Origin of the sequence: Tumebacillus lipolyticus (assembly GCF_042682745.1) — a bacterium.
GTDB classification, from domain to species: domain Bacteria; phylum Bacillota; class Bacilli; order Tumebacillales; family Tumebacillaceae; genus Tumebacillus_A; species Tumebacillus_A lipolyticus.
In genome coordinates, this window is the sequence record NZ_JBHUIO010000005.1 from 69,636 (window position 1) to 85,982 (window position 16,347).

Here is a 16,347-nt window from a genome sequence, read left to right on the forward strand (position 1 = left end):
CAGAAGTCCGGATAGAGCCCCTGATACTTCTCATAGGAGAAAAACACGCGCGAGATGTAATGCCTCGTCTCACCGACTGGGATCTTTTCAGAAGTCTCCAGCCTGCCATCCCAGACGCCTTCGTTCATCCAGCCGGACACGCGGCCAGGGCCTGCGTTGTAGGCGGCAACCGCCGCTGCCTGATTGCCTTCATACTGCTTTTTCAAAAAGGCCAAATACCAGGTTCCCATCTGAATGTTGGTCTCCGGGTCGGCAAGGTCTTCCAGGCCGCTGTAGGGGATCTCGCTCTCTCGCGCGATCCATTCGGCCGTCTCCGGCATCACCTGCATCAGGCCGACCGCCCCCACCTTCGACACGTTTTCCGAGCGAAACTTGCTCTCCACACGGATGATCGCTGCGACCAGCAATGGGTCAACGCCATTTCTGGCGGCCGCCTCCCGAATGATATCTTCATGATGAATCGGGTAGAGCAAACGCCAGAACCAATTGCTGCCCACCACGAGCACGATCATCAAGATCAGGCCGAGGATCAGTGCGATCTTTCGCTTAGCACGGGGCGTGAGCACCCAGGAGATCCGCGGCCAGATCACAGACTGGCCCCCTCTTCCTGCAACCGCAAAAGCTTCGCCCACACATCCTGTACCTGCTGGAACGTCTCTTCGATCGTGCCCCCGTTGTCGATCAGGAAATCAGCATATCGCTTTTTCTCCTCGACCGGCATTTGAGCCGCGATGCGCTTTCGTGCCGCCTCCGCTGACAGCTCGTCCCGTTTCAGAAGACGCGCATACTGCGTCTCCTGGTCGACATAGACGACGATCGTCCGCTCAACCTCTCGGTGGATTCCCGTTTCGATCAAGAGCGGGATATCCCAGATCACGATCCGATTCGGGTTATGGGCAAGGGCCTCTTGCGTCTGCAGGTCGCGCTCCTCTCGCACGCGAGGATGCACAATCTGGTTGAGCTTTTCACGGCTCTCCGGGTTGTCAAAGACTCGCGCGCCAAGTTTCGCGCGATCGAGCTCTCCATTCGGCTGCAAAATCTCTTCACCAAAAAAGTCGACAATCTCCCGCCACGCCCGCTCGCCGGGCTGTTGCACCTCGCGCACGATCTTGTCTGCATCGATGATGACTGCCCCTAAGTCGGCAAGCATCTTCGAAACGGTGCTTTTTCCTGTTGCTATCGAGCCGGTCAGACCTACGATCATAATGAGCCTCCTGTCCCCATTCTTCCCCATCTCTCTGTTTAAAAAAATTTAGAAATACCGATCACGATCAACATCAGGCCCGGGATATACACCATCTTGCGCATCAGTCGCGCATCCGCATATCGCATTCCAACTTGCAGACCGGAATAGATGAAAATCAAGTTCATCAGAGCGATCGTCAAAGCTGTCGATACGGAGTGGAAACCGATCAGCGATGCCCCGACACCAGCTCCAAAGCCGTCCATCGACAGCGCAAACCCGAGGATCAGACTCTCCTTGACCGAGATGTCCCCCGAGCGATCCACATCTGCAGATGACGGCGTGCGCAGAATTTGAATCACCAACCCGACCTTTTTCAGCTCGACGTGAAAGACGGTCTTGTGCCCCTCTTCCTCCCGTTTGGCAAGCGATTCTCTTTCGAAAGAGCCCCCGCCGATCGGCTCTTTTTCCTTCTGCGTCAAGATGTTGTAGATCGCAAAGCTCCCGACCCCGATCAGCAACACCGCACCGATCATCTTCGCAAAAGTTGGGGTCAGGAAAAGGGAGAGCGCGTCGCCTACCTGCATCGCGATCAGGATCATCGTCGCCGAACAGAGGGTGACGACGAGCAGAGACCACAGTGGAAAACGGATTTTGCGCAAGCCATACGTTAAGCCCACGCCAAAACCGTCGAGCGAAACGGCAAACGAAAGCACGAGCAGGGACAAAAAGTGTAGCACAGCTGCCCCCTCCTTCCCTCATATTGCCATCATGTTATGCGCATGAGGGGGAAAGGGTGTGCGCCTAGTCGTGCAACGGTTGACAGGTTGGGCAGAAGTGCGTGCCGCGCCCGCCAAGGCGCGTTTTGACGATCAAGGTACCGCAGTTCGGACAGGGTTGATCTTCCCGCCCATACACGTTGAGCTGGTGCTGCATGCCACCTTCTTGTCCGTAGCCGTTCACGTACGATTTGACAGAGGAGCCGCCGAGCTCTACCGATTGGGTGAGCACAGCGACGATCGCCCGATGCAGGGCGACGATCTGCCGATCTGACAGCTCAGGGCCGCTCGCTTCCGGATGGATGCCCGATTGAAAGAGCACCTCATCTACATAGATATTGCCAAGTCCAGCCACTAATGACTGGTCGAGCAACAACGCTTTGATCTTGCCGCTTCTTCTCGCCCTGAGCGCTCTGATGAACACCTCAGGCGTAAAGGATCGATCGAGCGGTTCCGGGCCGAGCGTCGCCAAGCCGGGAAGCTCTTGATGCCTTCCTTGTGGCAAGATGTCCATCGTGCCAAACTGACGCACATCTTTATAGCGAAGTTCCGTTCCGTCTGTGAAATGGAAGATCACATGCGTGTGCTTCTCCACCGGGTCCTCGCGGTGATAGAAGCCATAGCGACCTTCCATGCGCAGATGTGAAACCAAAAGGTGTGGGCCGATGCTGAGCAGCAGATATTTGCCTCTGCGCTCCACCGCATCGATCGCATACCCTTCTAACATCATGCAAAACTGCCTCACATCATCAGGCGTGCGGATGATCCTCGGCAGGCTGACTGTAATCTTTTCGATCGTCTTTCCGATCACCAGCGCGGCAAGTCCGCGACGAACCGTCTCGACCTCCGGCAATTCCGGCATGAGGTCTCATCCTCTCTATGACAAGCTCACTATTTCGCTTCGTACCAAGTGTCACCAACGTTAATGTCTGCCTTCAGCGGAACGGACAGCTCGATCACCTGCTCCATCTCACGGCGCACCAGCTCGGTCAGCGCTTCGATCTCTTCAGGCGGGCATTCGAAGATCAGCTCGTCATGCACCTGCAAGAGCATCCTCGCCCGCAGGTTCTGCCGCTTGATCACACCCTGAATGTTGACCATCGCTTTTTTGATGATGTCTGCCGCCGTGCCTTGAATCGGCGTGTTCATCGCCGTGCGCTCCGCAAAGCTCCTGATGTTGAAGTTTGACGCTTTGATATCGGGCAGGTGCCGCTTGCGTCCGAGCAATGTCGAAACAGACTCGTCCTTGCGCGCCTGCTCGACCACATCTTCCATATAGCGCTTCACGCCGGGGAATTTAGCAAAGTAGCTCTCGATAAACTGCGCAGCCTGCTTGCGCGGAATGTTCAGGTTCTGGGACAGTCCAAAATCGGAGATTCCGTAGACGATCCCAAAGTTGACCGCTTTGGCCGCTCGACGCATGTTCGAATCGACCTCTGCTGGCGATACTTCGAACACCTGCGTCGCAGTGCGCGTGTGGATGTCCTCATCGTGAACAAACGCATCGATCATGCTCTCATCTGCCGAAATGTGCGCGAGGACGCGCAATTCGATCTGTGAGTAGTCGGCGGCGAGAATCTTCCAGCTCGCATCGGTCGGCACGAACACATGTCGCAGTCGGCGACCTTCTTCGGTGCGAATCGGGATGTTCTGCAAGTTCGGCTCGGTAGAAGACAGACGTCCGGTCGCCGTCAGCGCCTGGTTGAACTGCGTGTGGACACGGAACATATCCCCCTGTTTGCGAGCGGCGTTCAGCAAGCCTTCCACATAGGTGGAAAGCAATTTGCCCAGATGGCGGAAGTCGAGGATTTTTTGGACGATCGGCGCATGCGGCGCCAGTTTCTCCAGCACATCTGCCGAGGTTGAATAGCCTGTCTTCGTCTTCTTCGAAGCGGGCAAGCCAAGTTTATCGAACAGAATCTCGCCGAGCTGTTTCGGGGAGTTCAGGTTGAACTCCACTCCTGCCAGCTCGTGAATCTCAGCCTGCAGGTGTTCGATCCGGCCGCGCAAGTTCTCGCCGATCTCTTTCAGTTCATCCGTATCGATCCGCACCCCTGAGTGCTCCATATCGGCGAGCACAAACGACAGCGGCAGTTCCAGATCGCGATATAAGGGCATCAGGTTCGCTTCGAGCAGAGCCTGCTCCACCTGCTCTTTGAGCAACACGTTGGCCGCTGCGATCGCACCAGCAACGCGAGCGCGATCTTGCAGGCTGACCTCTACCTTTTTCTTCGGCGTTCCTTTCGGGAGCGGATCGATCTTCCAACCGATCTGGCGGTCGATCACGTCGAACAGATCGGGAGCCCCGTCGGAGGGCGCTAACAGATACGAGCCGAGCAAGGTGCAAAATGCGTTGTGATCAAGCGCGATCCCTCTCGTTTTCAAAGCGGTGCAGACCGCTTTGACATCGTAGAACACTTTCATCTTGTCCGCGTTTTGCATCAGCGCGACCACTTGTTCGGGCAAAGCGCCATCCAGCGGGAGATACCAAGCGCTCTCTCCGGTGGCGATCGCCAGCCCATGCATCTCGCCAAGCTGATAGTTGCCCTCCAGATCGAGATGGAGACCGACCGCCTGTGGCAACGAGTCGATGATCTCCGGCAGTTCCCCCACATTGATCATCAACGTTTCGATCTGCTGATGGGTCGGGGCATCCGCTACAGCTTCCGATTCGGTGCCGCCTTCTGGCAACCGATCGAGCAGGGATTTGAATTCGAGCGATTTGAACATGTCGCGCACTTTCCCCGCATCATAGGATTCGAAACGCAAAGCTTCCAAATTGACGTCGATCGGAACATCGCGATTGATCGTCGCCAATCGCTTGGAGAGCAGCGCCGATTCTGCATGCTCGCGCAGCTTTTCTTGTAATTTTTTCCCCGGTGCCTCATCCGCATGCTGAAGCACTTCCTCCACCGAAGGAAATTGCGCCAACAGCTTGAGCGCCGTCTTCTCGCCAACGCCGGGGATGCCGGGGATGTTGTCAGACGTATCCCCCATCAACCCTTTTAGGTCGATGATCTGTAGCGGCGTCAAACCGTAGCGCTCGTTGATTTCTCCAGCTGTATACTTTTCCGTCTCGGAAAGACCTTTTCGCGTCAGCATGGTGGTGACCCGATCGGAGACGAGCTGCAACAAGTCCTTATCCCCAGTCACGACCAACGAGTCGTACCCAGCAGCTTCTGCCTGTTTGGTGATCGTGCCGATCAGGTCGTCCGCCTCATGTCCTTCCAGTTCGACATAAGGAATATCGAACGAATTTAAGATCTCGCGGACGATTGGAAACTGCTCCCGCAGTTCACTTGGCGTTTTTTCGCGGGTGCCTTTGTAGTCTGCATAGATCTCTTGGCGGATCGTCGCTTTCCCTTTGTCAAAAGCGACGACCAGATGGGTCGGTTGCTCGTCCTGCAGCAGGCGAAGCAACATCGTGGTGAAGCCGTATGCGGCGTTGGTGTACTGCCCTTTGCTGTTCGAAAGCGGAGGCAGTGCAAAGAAAGCTCGGTATGTAATGGAGTTCCCATCGATGAGAACTAATTTCGTCTTGTCCGACATGTTTCCACCTCTTAGAAAGGGATGTGCTTCGTTTATTGTAGCACAATGAAAAGTAAAAAAGCACACCCGAAGGTGTGCTTCTTCTGCGGTTGAATTATTGGTAGAGCAGGCATGCCACATGGTGGCCCGGCTCAACCTCTTTCAGCTCCGGAATGATCTGTGCACATTCTGGCATCGCTTTCGGGCAGCGAGTGCGGAAGCGGCAACCGGACGGCGGGTTGACCGGAGACGGAACATCGCCTTCCAGAATGATGCGCTCACGAGTGCGCTCGATTTCCGGGTCTGGAATCGGAATTGCAGACAAGAGTGCTTCCGTGTACGGATGCATCGGCTTGCGGTACAGTTCGGTCGCTTCTGTCACTTCGACAAGTGCGCCGAGGTACATAACGCCGATACGGTCGGAGATATGTTTTACCATCGCCAAGTCATGCGCGATGAACAGGTAGGTCAGACCGCGCTCCTGTTGCAATTTCTTCATCAGGTTGACAACCTGCGCCTGGATCGATACGTCGAGAGCGGAGATCGGCTCATCCGCAATGATAAACTCCGGCTCGATCGCCAAGGAGCGGGCGATGCCGATACGCTGACGCTGACCGCCGGAAAACTCATGCGGGAAGCGAGAAGCGTGCTCTTCGTTCAGACCGACGGTGCGCAACAGTTCGTAGATGCGATCGAGGCGCTCACGGCCAGAGAGCAACTTGTGAATGTCGATCCCTTCACCGATGATGTCGCCTACGGTCATCCGCGGGTTGAGCGACGCATACGGGTCTTGGAAGATCATCTGCATTTCACGGTTGAACTGCTTCAGATCGCGACCTTGGATTTTGTGTACGTCCTTGCCGTTGAAAGTAACTTGACCTTCTGTGGCATCGTACAGACGGATGATCGTACGGCCAGTGGTCGATTTACCGCAACCGGACTCACCGACCAAACCGAACGTTTCACCGCGTTTGATCGAGAAAGAGACGTTGTCAACAGCTTTCAGAATCGTACCGCGACCCAAGTCGAAATGCTTGGAGAGGTTTTTGACCTCAAGGATGTTATCCACACCCGTTTGAGCTTGCTTTTCAACAGTTGTCGTAGCATTAGCCATTGTGATGAGCCCCCCCTACTTCTACTGGACGTTCAACTTTCGGAGAGTTCGGGTGGAGCAGCCAGCAGGCTGCCGCATGGTTCGAGTTCAGCTTCGTCATTTCCGGATCTTGCTCCATGCAGATCTCCATCGCATACGGGCAACGCGCTGCGAACGCGCAACCTTTCGGCGGTGCGATCAGGTCTGGAGGCGTACCGTCGATCGGAATCAGATCTTCGTTCTTGTTGCTGTCCAGACGCGGAACGGAGCGCAGAAGACCCCAAGTGTACGGATGTTGCGGGTTGTAGAACACATCGTCGATCGTGCCGTTCTCGACAACTTTGCCCGCGTACATGACGACAACTTTTTGTGCGACGTCAGCAACAACGCCCAAGTCGTGGGTGATGATGATGATCGAAGCGCCAGTCTTCTCCTGCAGGTCACGCATCAGGTCGAGGATCTGTGCCTGAATCGTCACGTCGAGCGCGGTGGTCGGCTCGTCGGCGATCAGAAGTTTCGGGTTACAAGCCAGCGCGATCGCGATCATGACGCGCTGACGCATACCGCCGGAAAATTGGTGCGGATATTGCTCTACGCGAGTTTCCGGGTTCGGAATCCCAACGAGGCGAAGCATTTCGATCGCGCGCTCACGAGCTGCCTGACGGGACAGACCTTGGTGCTTGATCAGACCTTCTGCGATCTGCGTGCCGACCTTCATGGTCGGGTTGAGCGAGGTCATCGGGTCTTGGAAGATCATGCCCATCTCGGAACCGCGAACGCTCTCCATCTGTTTATCGGACAGCTTGACGATGTCAGTCTTTCCGTCGAAAACGATCTGCGAACCAGCTTTGATCTCGCCTGGAGGAGTTTGAATCAGGCGCATGATCGCTTGCGAGGTGACAGATTTTCCGCAACCGGACTCACCGACGATCGCAAGACATTCACCTTTTTTCAGGCTGAAGGTAACGCCGCGAACCGCTTGAACTTCACCCGCATAGGTGTGGAACGAAACTTTCAAGTCTTTGACTTCTAAGATATTGTTCATTGGCATTACCCTCCTTATTTACGAAGTCTCGGGTCGAGCGCGTCGCGCAGACCATCACCCAGAAGGTTGAAGGACAGCATGATGCACGCAAAGACGACGGATGGGCAAATCAGACGGAACGGGAAGTTACGCATCGATTGAACGCCATCGTTTACCAAGGAGCCGAGGGATGCGAGCGGAACTTTGATCCCCAGACCGATGAAGGAGAGGAACGCTTCCGAGAAGATCGCGCCCGGAACGGTAAACGTGATTTGTACGATGATGATCCCCAATGCGTTCGGGATCAGGTGGCGAAGGATGATCCGCCACGGGCTAGCACCGAGGGTGCGAGCTGCGAGCACATACTCTTGCTCTTTCAAAGAGAGGATCTGACCGCGCACCAAGCGGGCCATACCAACCCAGCCGACAGACGCCATGGCGAGGATGATCGTAAAGACGCCTGGCCCCATGACCATGATCAGCAAGATGATCAAGATCAGGTACGGAATGCCGTAGACGATTTCAACAAAACGCTGCATGATGTCGTCGATTCGACCGCCAAAGTAAGCGGAGATCCCACCGTAGAGAACACCGATTACACAGTCGAGGAATGCGGCCGTTATCCCGATGAATAGGGAGATACGAACGCCCCACCAGATACGAACCCACTGGTCGCGACCGAAGTCGTCAGTACCGAACCAGTGATCTGCAGACAGCGATTGGTTACGAGATGCCAAGTCTTGCTCTTGATAATCATACGGCTGAATGAACGGGCCGATGATCGCCAAGATGGACAGCGTGACGAGAAGGACCAGACCGACCATCGCCGCTTTGTTCTTCTTCAGTCGGCGCCACGCATCTGCCCAGTAGGAAATGGAAGGGCGAACGACGCGCTCTGCGTCCGTTTGCTTTTGCGCTAACTTAAACTTATCTTGCGGAACAGTTTGCATCGTTTACTTCCCACCTTTCGCCAGACGAATACGCGGATCGACGACCCCGTATAAGATATCTGTCACGATGATTGCCAGGATGAGCAACCCGGAATAGAAGATCGTCATACCCATGATCATCGTGTAATCATTCGTTGTGATCGACTGTACGAAGTGTTTACCCATACCAGGAACTGCGAAGATCTGCTCGACGACGAGGGTACCGGTCATGATGCCGACAGTGAGCGGGCCCAAGATCGTGATGATCGGCAGAATCGCGTTTCGGATGGTGTGCTTGATGACGATCGCGATCTTGGAAAGACCTTTCGAGCGAGCCGTCTTAATGTAGTCTTGGTTGACAACATCAAGCATCGAGGTACGCATCATACGAGCCATGGTAGCCAGTGTACCGAATGCCAGCGTGATGGTCGGAAGGATGACATATTCCGGACCTTTCCACAGAGCTGGCGGCAACCAGCCGAGTTGAACACCGACGTAATATGACAGCAGCGGACCGATTACGAACGCTGGAACTGAAACGCCGATGATCGCGGTTAACATTGCAAAATAGTCCAAACCTTTGTTGTGGTTCAAAGCTGCGATGATACCGAGGGTTAAGCCTGAGACAACCGCGAGAACGATCGCATACAGACCGAGTTCTGCAGACGTTGGGAACGTCTGCCCGATAATCTCATTAACAGAACGTGTTGGATAGAAGAAAGATACACCGAAGTCACCAGTTGCGATGTTCCCGACGTAGCGTCCATATTGAACCCATATCGGATCATCAAGTCCATAGTGCTTAATCAAGATTGCTCTTGCAGATTCGCTCAAACGCTCCGAATTGGCGAACGGATCGCCCGGAAGGTTATGCATCAAGACAAAGGTCAAAGAAACGATTACCCAGAGGGTTACCAAACCGTATACTACACGACGGAGGATAAAACGAAGCACAACCACACCTCCCAAAGAATTTTTTTGTTATTTGTGGTTTTGTTTGAGATACAGCTACTAGTCTACTCGCATCTCTTTCTTTTCGCTAGTGCGTTTTGCTGGCAATTGCGAGAGTCGGCAACCCCCATCACCGATCTTCAATGCCTGACAGAGAACCTTGCTACTCATTCTGTGGCCCTTAGAGTTTGGCTCAAGGAAGCGGTTTCGCACAAGATGATCGCGACACCGGTCCGCTTCGGCCCAACAACTCCTCCAGTCCCCCCGTCTCCCCCCTTTGATCAAGTAAATTAAGTCAGCATAATGTGTATGGTAAGGCACGAGCCTAATACCCAGAAAAGAATGATTCAACATTTTTGTAAAAGACAGATTATTCATAAAAAATTATAGTCGAATCTGCCCCTTCTCGTCCACTAGTAAAATTACGAACGATCCAAAACAATTATGCAAATGATTGACGGGGTGTATTGAAATAACTTTTAGATTCAGAATCTTTGGTGTAGATTCTATGAATCAGCCACAAGTTATACAATATCATAAAGATCTTATACATGCGAGTGATTTGTGGCGAAAAAACGTCAAGATTCTAGAATATTTCTAGGTAGATTCGACATTTTTCTACATGATTCAATCATTTTTAGCTAGTTGATAAGGATTTCGCTTAGGAACTAGCTTAATCATATTGTACTACAGACACAAAAAAAATTCCCCAGAATTTTCTAACTCCGGGGAATTTTTTGTAAAATGTAATCTAGCTGTAATCCTTTTGCAATGAAACTATTTGCCTTCTACGACTGCGATCACTTTGCGAACAGAGTCTGCCGACTTCTCAAGCGCCGCTTTTTCCGCATCGGTCAAATCCAATTCAAACACTTTTTCAACGCCGCCTTTGCCGAGCAGGGTCGGTACGCCCATGAACAGTTGATCATAGCCGTATTCGCCCTCCAGCAGGACGATCGAAGGCAGAATGCGCTTCTTGTCCTTGAGGATCGCTTCGGTCATCTGCGCCAGCGATGCTGCCGGGGCATAGTAGGCAGAGCCGTTGCCCAGCAGCTGGACGATCTCACCGCCGCCCACGCGGGCGCGCTGCACGATCTCTTCCAAGCGCTCTGCCGGAATCAGCTTCTCAAGCGGGATGCCGCCCGCATAGGAGTAGCGCACGAGCGGAACCATATCGTCGCCGTGTCCGCCGAGCACGAAGCCTTGGATATCTTCGACCGAGACGCCCAGCTCCATCGCGATGAACGAGCGGAAGCGAGCCGTATCGAGCACGCCCGATTGTCCGATCACGCGGCTTTTCGGGAACCCGGAAGCTTTGTACGCGACGTACGTCATCGCGTCAACCGGGTTGGACAGGATGATCAAAGTGGAGTTCGGAGAGTGTTTAACCACTTGCTCCGTAACGGATTTCACGATGCCCGCGTTGGTGTTCACGAGGTCATCGCGGCTCATGCCAGGCTTGCGTGCAATGCCCGCGGTGATGATCACGACATCGGAATCTGCTGTGTCTTCATAGTTCGAAGTGCCGATGATGTTCACATCAACGCCCAGTACAGGAGTCGCCTCGAACATGTCGAGCGCCTTGCCTTTTGTGGGGTTCTCAAGCTGCGGGATGTCGAGCAGGACGATATCGCCCAGTTCTTTTTGTGCCAAGAACAGCGCGGCGGTCGCACCGGTAAAGCCTGCACCGACAATGGTGATCTTGTTACGCTTGATGGTCATGAAGATCGCCTCCACTCAAATCGATTGGTTATCTGATCGTGATTGCGCGTCTTACAGGTTTTTGATCAGCGCATCCGCAAACTCGGAGCACTTCACTTCGGTCGCGCCTTCCATCAGGCGTGCGAAGTCATAGGTGACAGTCTTCTGATCGATCGCTTTTTCCAGCGCCTTGATGATCATGTCTGCCGCTTCTTGCCAGCCGAGGAACTCGAACATCATCACGCCGGAGAGGATGACAGAACCTGGGTTTACTTTGTCGAGACCTGCATATTTCGGAGCGGTGCCGTGCGTTGCTTCGAACACTGCATGGCCGGTCACGTAGTTAATATTCGCACCCGGAGCGATCCCGATACCGCCAACTTGTGCAGCCAGCGCGTCGGAGATGTAGTCGCCGTTCAGGTTGAGCGTTGCGATCACATCGTATTCGGCCGGACGGGTGAGGATCTGTTGCAAGAATGCGTCTGCGATCACATCTTTGACGATGATCTTGCCAGCAGCTTCCGCATCCGATTGAGCTTTGTTCGCAGCGTCTGTGCCCTGCTCCGCCTTGATGCGATCATATTGCGCCCAGGTGAACACCTGATCTGCATACTCGCGCTCCGCCACTTCGTAACCCCAGTTTTTGAACGCGCCTTCGGTGAACTTCATGATGTTGCCCTTGTGCACCAGCGTGACAGACTTGCGCTTTTGCGCGATCGCAAAGTCGATCGCAGAGCGAACGAGGCGCTCGGTGCCCTCTTTGGAGACCGGCTTGATGCCGATGCCGGAAGTCTCCGGGAAACGGATCTTCTTCGCGCCCATCTCTTCGCGCAGGAAGCTGATCAGCTTCTTCACTTCATCGGTGCCTTCCGAATACTCGATACCTGCGTAGATGTCCTCCGAGTTTTCGCGGAAGATAGTCATATCCACAAGCTCCGGGTGCTTGACCGGGGACGGTACGCCGTTGAAGTAGCGAACTGGACGCACGCATGCGAAGAGGTCGAGCTCTTGGCGCAGCGCGACGTTCAGCGAGCGAATCCCACCGCCTACCGGAGTGGTCAGCGGGCCTTTGATGCCGACGAGGTACTCGCGGAATGCGGTCAGGGTGTCGTTCGGCAGCCATTCGCCAGTCTGGTTGTATGCCTTTTCACCTGCGAGCACTTCGAACCACTCGATCTTCTTCTCGCCTTTGTACGCTTTTTCAACTGCCGCTTCAAACACGCGAACAGATGCGTTCCAGATGTCAGGACCGGTGCCATCACCTTCGATGAAAGGGATGATCGGGTTGTTCGGAACGTTCAGCTTACCGTTTTCGATGGTGATCTTGTTACCAGACGTTGGAGCAGTATACTTTTCAAACATGCTTTTGACCTCCTGGCTATGTATAGATATATGAGTGGGTAAGGCGACGCTAAGTCTCCTTACCCGATGTGAACGTGTGAGTTAAGTATTAGCTATGTAAATCATACCATAGGATTCGGGATTGCAACAAGGTAATTTTTCGTACTCCGAACCTTTGTTTCATACTGTGAAACTATCAATTGTCAGGTACAGCAGTTGCCGCCCGCTTTTGCGTGCGCAAAAACAGCCAGATTCCGCTGAGGATGATCGCGCCTCCCACCCATTGGGCGCTGCTGATGCTCTCGCCGAGCAGCAGGTAGGCGAGGAGCGAAGCACCGATCGGCTCGCCGAGAATCGCCATCGAGATCGTCGCCGCATTGACATATTTTAAGAGCCAGTTGAACAGCGTGTGACCGAAGATGGTGGGAACGATGGCGAGCAACACGAAGAGGAACCATTCCTTGCCGCTATAGCCCACCAATGAATAGCCTTCCCAAAGGCAGTAAAAAAACATGACGACGATCGCAAAAATATAGACGAGCAACGAGTAGACCATCGATGACATCTCGCCCCGCAAGTGCTGTCCGATCACCAGGTAGCCGCTTACGACCAGCGTGCCCAAAAGCGACAGCAGATCGCCCCAGAGCGCTCCGCCGCTGATCTGAAAATCGCCGATGCCGATCAACGCGCTCCCGATCAGCGCGATGCTCGCCCCGACCCACGCTTGCCAAGCGGTGCGCTCGTTGAGGGTGAAATAGGCGATCACCATCACGAAGATCGGCTGCAGCGTGATCAGAATCGTCGACGATGCGACCGTCGTGTATTGTAAGGAACCGATCCAAAAGATGAAATGAAGCCCCAAGAACAGGCCGGAGAGCGCGATCGCTCCCCATGTTCGCAGGCGAAGAGCGCGCATCTCGCGGCGCGCCTCCTTGGTCAACAAAAACGGCCCGAGCAACAAAAATGTAAAGACGAGGCGATAGAGTCCCAACACGGCTGCCGGAGCTTGCGACCACTTGATGAGGATGGCAGAAAAGGAGACGGCAAGCACGCCTACGATCAGAAAAACGAGCGGTGGAACGGGCAATTTTTTCGTTTCATCCATGATGATTCTTCTCTTTCTACAATCGTAATCGCTCTACCACCTTCGATAGAGCGTGACATTTCCTCTTTGTATCAGTCGCAACAGCCATGCTTTGATCAACAGCTTGGGGATGGCCCGCGCAAACGGAATCAGCAGCAGCAGCCCGAGCGCGTCGCTTAAAAAGCCAGGCAGCACCAGCAAAATTCCGCCGACGAGAATGCAAGCTCCATCGAGCAGCGCTTCGCCAGGAAGCATGCCCATCTCCATCTGGTTGCGAATCTGCTGCAAGGTGTATCTGCCTTGCACGCTCAACAGGTAGACGCCCAATGCGGAGAGGCCGATGATCAGGAAAAATGTGAGCCAGCCGCCGATGATCTTCCCCACTTGAATCATCGTCAAGATCTCAAGCGCCGGCACGACGATCAGCAGGATCAGCAGAATGCGCTTCATCAAACATCACCCGTCTTTCGTTTGATCAGTTCGTACAGATCTGGCAGGATGCGGTCGACGCGCTGTACTTGGCCCTCGCGGTTGATGAAGACGTGTTCCGTCTTGCCGGAGACCAGCCGTTCGCCATTCGACACGCGAGCGACCTCATAGCCAAAGATGATGCGGACTTTGTTAAACGCTTCCACCCACGTCTTGACCCGCACGAGGTCATCATATTTGGCTGGCGCATGATATTTGCACTGCGCTTCTGTCACCGGCAACAGCCATCCCTGCTCCTCAAGTCCACGATAGCTCACTCCGTACTCGCGCAACCATTCGGTGCGGCCCACCTCAAACCAGTTCAGATAGTTCGCATGGTAGACGACACCCATCTGATCGGTCTCCTGATAGCGGACGCGCAACTCCACTTCAAAAAATTCTGCCACTCGTTTTCCCTCCTCTGCACGATGCTCCTATTATAGCAAAAAAAGCTCCTCTGCCAGATGGCAAAGGAGCTTCTGTCTCAAGTTGTCGCTCAGATCACGTGGGCGACGCCTTCGTAGATCAGGCCTGATTTTGGATCGACCGTCACCACCATGCCGGTGGTCAACAGCTTGGTGCCATTTTCTACACCGACGATGACCGGTTTCCCGAGGTGAAGCGCTACGACCGCCGCGTGGGAGGTCAAACCGCCTTCGACCGTCACCACCGCTGCCGCCTTCTCCATCGCCGGAACGACATCGCGATCGGTCGAGTGGGTGACGAGGATGTCTCCCTCTTTGATCGCCAGGATCTCCTCCACTCGGTTCGAAGAGAGGACGCGACCGCTGACCCCTTTGTGGCCGATCCCTTGTCCGCGGGCGAGAATCTCGCCGATCGTGTGCACTTTTAACAGGTTGGTCGTGCCTGGTTGTCCAACCGGAACGCCCGCCGTGATCACGATCAGGTCACCATGCTCGACAAAGCCGGAGTCGAGCGCCCCTTGGATCGAGATCGCCAAAATCTCGTCTGTCGTCTTCGCCGTGCTCAAGACGACCGGATGAACGCCCCACGACAGCATCAGGCGGCGCGCTACCTCCTCGCTGTCGGTGACCGCGATGATCGGCGTCGTCGGGCGGTGCTTCGATACTTTGCGACCTGTGTGACCGCTGGAAGTCGCCGTCACGATCGCCTTGGCGTTCAGATCGTCGGCGATCGTCGAGACGGCCAGCGACATCGCGTCCGTCACGTTAGCTTCCGCCTCGATCCCGCTTCGGCGAGAAGGCACCAAGTTGTTGAACAGCGCCTCTTCTGCACGCTTGGCGATCTGCGCCATCGTAGCGACCGCCTCTGCCGGATATTTGCCCGCAGCCGTCTCGCCAGACAGCATGATCGCATCGGTGCCGTCAAAGATCGCGTTGGCCACATCGCTCGCCTCGGCGCGAGTCGGGCGCGGGTTGCGCTCCATCGAATCGAGCATCTGCGTCGCCGTGATCACCGGCTTGCCCAACCGGTTGCACTTCTGAATCAACATCTTTTGAACGAGGGGCACTTCCTCTGTCGGAATCTCGACGCCGAGGTCGCCGCGGGCGACCATCACACCGTCTGTCACCTCTAAGATCTCATCGATCATGTCCAGCGCTTCCTGCGCTTCGATCTTGGAGATGATGTCCTTATGTACGTTCGCCTCTTCTAAGATGCGGCGCACGTCGAGCACATCTGACGCTTTGCGAACAAAGGAGGCTGCGATGATATCAACGCCCTGTTCGATCCCAAACTTGATGTCTGCAATATCCTTCTCGGTGACGCTCGGGATGCGCAGCTTCACACCGGGCGCGTTGATGCCTTTTCGATTTTTCAGCATCCCGCCATTGGTGACCCGGCAGCAGATCTCCGTGCCTTCCACCTTTTCGACGACCAGACCGATCAGGCCGTCGTCGATGCGCAAGATCGAGCCTGGCTGCACATCTTCTGGCAGCCCATCATAGGAGATCGAAATGCGGTGCTCATCGCCCTCTGCGATCTGCTCGGTGGTCAGGATGATCGCTGCGTCCTTATGCAGTTCGACAGCCCCATCTCGCACCAGTCCGGTGCGAATTTTCGGCCCTTTGATGTCCAGCATGATCGCGACGTGCTTGTTCGTCTCTTTCGCCGCTTGGCGTATGTTTTGAATGCGGGCTGCATGCTCTTCGTACGTGCCGTGGGAAAAGTTGAGGCGCGCAACATCCAAACCGCTTTCGATCAGCGTTTTTAACATGTCGACCGACTCGCTCGCCGGTCCAATCGTACATACGATCTTCGTTCTTCGCATGGGTGTTCCCCCTTG

The 16,347-nt window shown here is 54.7% G+C and carries 15 protein-coding genes; all 15 read right to left on the bottom strand.

All coding sequences use genetic code 11. The annotated features are described in order from the left end of the window. Positions 1-590, bottom strand: a 590-nt coding sequence (locus tag ACFSOY_RS05570; RefSeq protein ID WP_386044626.1) for a lytic transglycosylase domain-containing protein, incomplete at its 3' end; no start/stop codon positions are given. Continuing rightward, positions 587-1,204, bottom strand: coding sequence for a dephospho-CoA kinase (gene coaE / locus ACFSOY_RS05575; RefSeq protein ID WP_386044628.1), 618 nt, complete (start codon positions 1,202-1,204; stop codon positions 587-589). The genes coaE and ACFSOY_RS05570, both read right to left, overlap by 4 nt. A 38-nt stretch (positions 1,205-1,242) precedes the next feature. After that, positions 1,243-1,923, bottom strand: coding sequence for a sporulation membrane protein YtaF (gene ytaF / locus ACFSOY_RS05580; RefSeq protein WP_386044630.1), 681 nt, complete (start codon positions 1,921-1,923; stop codon positions 1,243-1,245). A 64-nt stretch (positions 1,924-1,987) separates the two neighbouring features. Then, a complete protein-coding gene (mutM, locus tag ACFSOY_RS05585) occupies positions 1,988-2,824 on the bottom strand; it encodes a DNA-formamidopyrimidine glycosylase (protein ID WP_386044631.1) in 837 nt (278 codons plus the stop codon). Positions 2,825-2,853: 29 nt separating this feature from the next. Continuing rightward, on the bottom strand, positions 2,854-5,511 hold the full coding sequence (polA, locus tag ACFSOY_RS05590) for a DNA polymerase I (protein WP_386044633.1): 2,658 nt from the start codon (positions 5,509-5,511) through the stop codon (positions 2,854-2,856). A 94-nt stretch (positions 5,512-5,605) separates the two neighbouring features. Further along, positions 5,606-6,604 carry an ABC transporter ATP-binding protein gene (locus ACFSOY_RS05595; protein WP_386044635.1) on the bottom strand — a complete coding sequence of 333 codons (999 nt, stop codon included), beginning with the start codon at positions 6,602-6,604 and terminating at the stop codon, positions 5,606-5,608. Next, on the bottom strand, positions 6,597-7,628 hold the full coding sequence (locus ACFSOY_RS05600; RefSeq protein ID WP_386044637.1) for an ABC transporter ATP-binding protein: 1,032 nt from the start codon (positions 7,626-7,628) through the stop codon (positions 6,597-6,599). The genes ACFSOY_RS05595 and ACFSOY_RS05600 overlap by 8 nt, the downstream gene beginning before the upstream one ends. Positions 7,629-7,642: 14 nt before the next feature. Then, positions 7,643-8,557 carry an ABC transporter permease gene (locus ACFSOY_RS05605; protein ID WP_386044639.1) on the bottom strand — a complete coding sequence of 305 codons (915 nt, stop codon included), beginning with the start codon at positions 8,555-8,557 and terminating at the stop codon, positions 7,643-7,645. Positions 8,558-8,560: 3 nt separating this feature from the next. Further along, on the bottom strand, positions 8,561-9,490 hold the full coding sequence (locus ACFSOY_RS05610) for an ABC transporter permease (RefSeq protein WP_386044641.1): 930 nt from the start codon (positions 9,488-9,490) through the stop codon (positions 8,561-8,563). A gap of 774 nt (positions 9,491-10,264) precedes the next feature. Continuing rightward, entirely contained in the window at positions 10,265-11,209 is a 945-nt protein-coding gene (gene mdh / locus ACFSOY_RS05615; protein WP_386044643.1) for a malate dehydrogenase, read from the bottom strand. 51 nt (positions 11,210-11,260) lie between these two features. After that, positions 11,261-12,550, bottom strand: coding sequence for an NADP-dependent isocitrate dehydrogenase (gene icd, locus ACFSOY_RS05620; protein WP_386044645.1), 1,290 nt, complete (start codon positions 12,548-12,550; stop codon positions 11,261-11,263). Positions 12,551-12,725: 175 nt separating this feature from the next. After that, entirely contained in the window at positions 12,726-13,634 is a 909-nt protein-coding gene (locus ACFSOY_RS05625) for a DMT family transporter (protein WP_386044647.1), read from the bottom strand. Positions 13,635-13,667: 33 nt separating this feature from the next. Further along, entirely contained in the window at positions 13,668-14,063 is a 396-nt protein-coding gene (locus ACFSOY_RS05630) for an FxsA family protein (RefSeq protein ID WP_386044649.1), read from the bottom strand. Next, positions 14,063-14,488 (bottom strand): acyl-CoA thioesterase, encoded by a 426-nt coding sequence (locus tag ACFSOY_RS05635; protein ID WP_386044651.1) that lies wholly within the window; start codon positions 14,486-14,488, stop codon positions 14,063-14,065. Before ACFSOY_RS05635 ends, ACFSOY_RS05630 begins: the two co-directional genes overlap by 1 nt. A gap of 89 nt (positions 14,489-14,577) precedes the next feature. Beyond that, the gene (gene pyk / locus ACFSOY_RS05640) at positions 14,578-16,332 is read right to left on the bottom strand and encodes a pyruvate kinase (protein WP_386044652.1); all 1,755 of its coding nucleotides are present in this window, start codon (positions 16,330-16,332) and stop codon (positions 14,578-14,580) included. Positions 16,333-16,347: the final 15 nt, after the last annotated feature.

Bases quoted from the DNA above. Each gene is read 5' to 3' on its own strand.
- coaE (WP_386044628.1), bottom strand. From the start codon at position 1,204: ATGATCGTAGGTCTGACCGGCTCGATAGCAACAGGAAAAAGCACCGTT.
- mutM (WP_386044631.1), bottom strand. From the start codon at position 2,824: ATGCCGGAATTGCCGGAGGTCGAGACGGTTCGTCGCGGACTTGCCGCG.
- polA (WP_386044633.1), bottom strand. From the start codon at position 5,511: ATGTCGGACAAGACGAAATTAGTTCTCATCGATGGGAACTCCATTACA.
- ACFSOY_RS05595 (WP_386044635.1), bottom strand. From the start codon at position 6,604: ATGGCTAATGCTACGACAACTGTTGAAAAGCAAGCTCAAACGGGTGTG.
- ACFSOY_RS05600 (WP_386044637.1), bottom strand. From the start codon at position 7,628: ATGAACAATATCTTAGAAGTCAAAGACTTGAAAGTTTCGTTCCACACC.
- ACFSOY_RS05605 (WP_386044639.1), bottom strand. From the start codon at position 8,557: ATGCAAACTGTTCCGCAAGATAAGTTTAAGTTAGCGCAAAAGCAAACG.
- mdh (WP_386044643.1), bottom strand. From the start codon at position 11,209: ATGACCATCAAGCGTAACAAGATCACCATTGTCGGTGCAGGCTTTACC.
- icd (WP_386044645.1), bottom strand. From the start codon at position 12,550: ATGTTTGAAAAGTATACTGCTCCAACGTCTGGTAACAAGATCACCATC.
- ACFSOY_RS05625 (WP_386044647.1), bottom strand. From the start codon at position 13,634: ATGGATGAAACGAAAAAATTGCCCGTTCCACCGCTCGTTTTTCTGATC.
- ACFSOY_RS05630 (WP_386044649.1), bottom strand. From the start codon at position 14,063: ATGAAGCGCATTCTGCTGATCCTGCTGATCGTCGTGCCGGCGCTTGAG.
- pyk (WP_386044652.1), bottom strand. From the start codon at position 16,332: ATGCGAAGAACGAAGATCGTATGTACGATTGGACCGGCGAGCGAGTCG.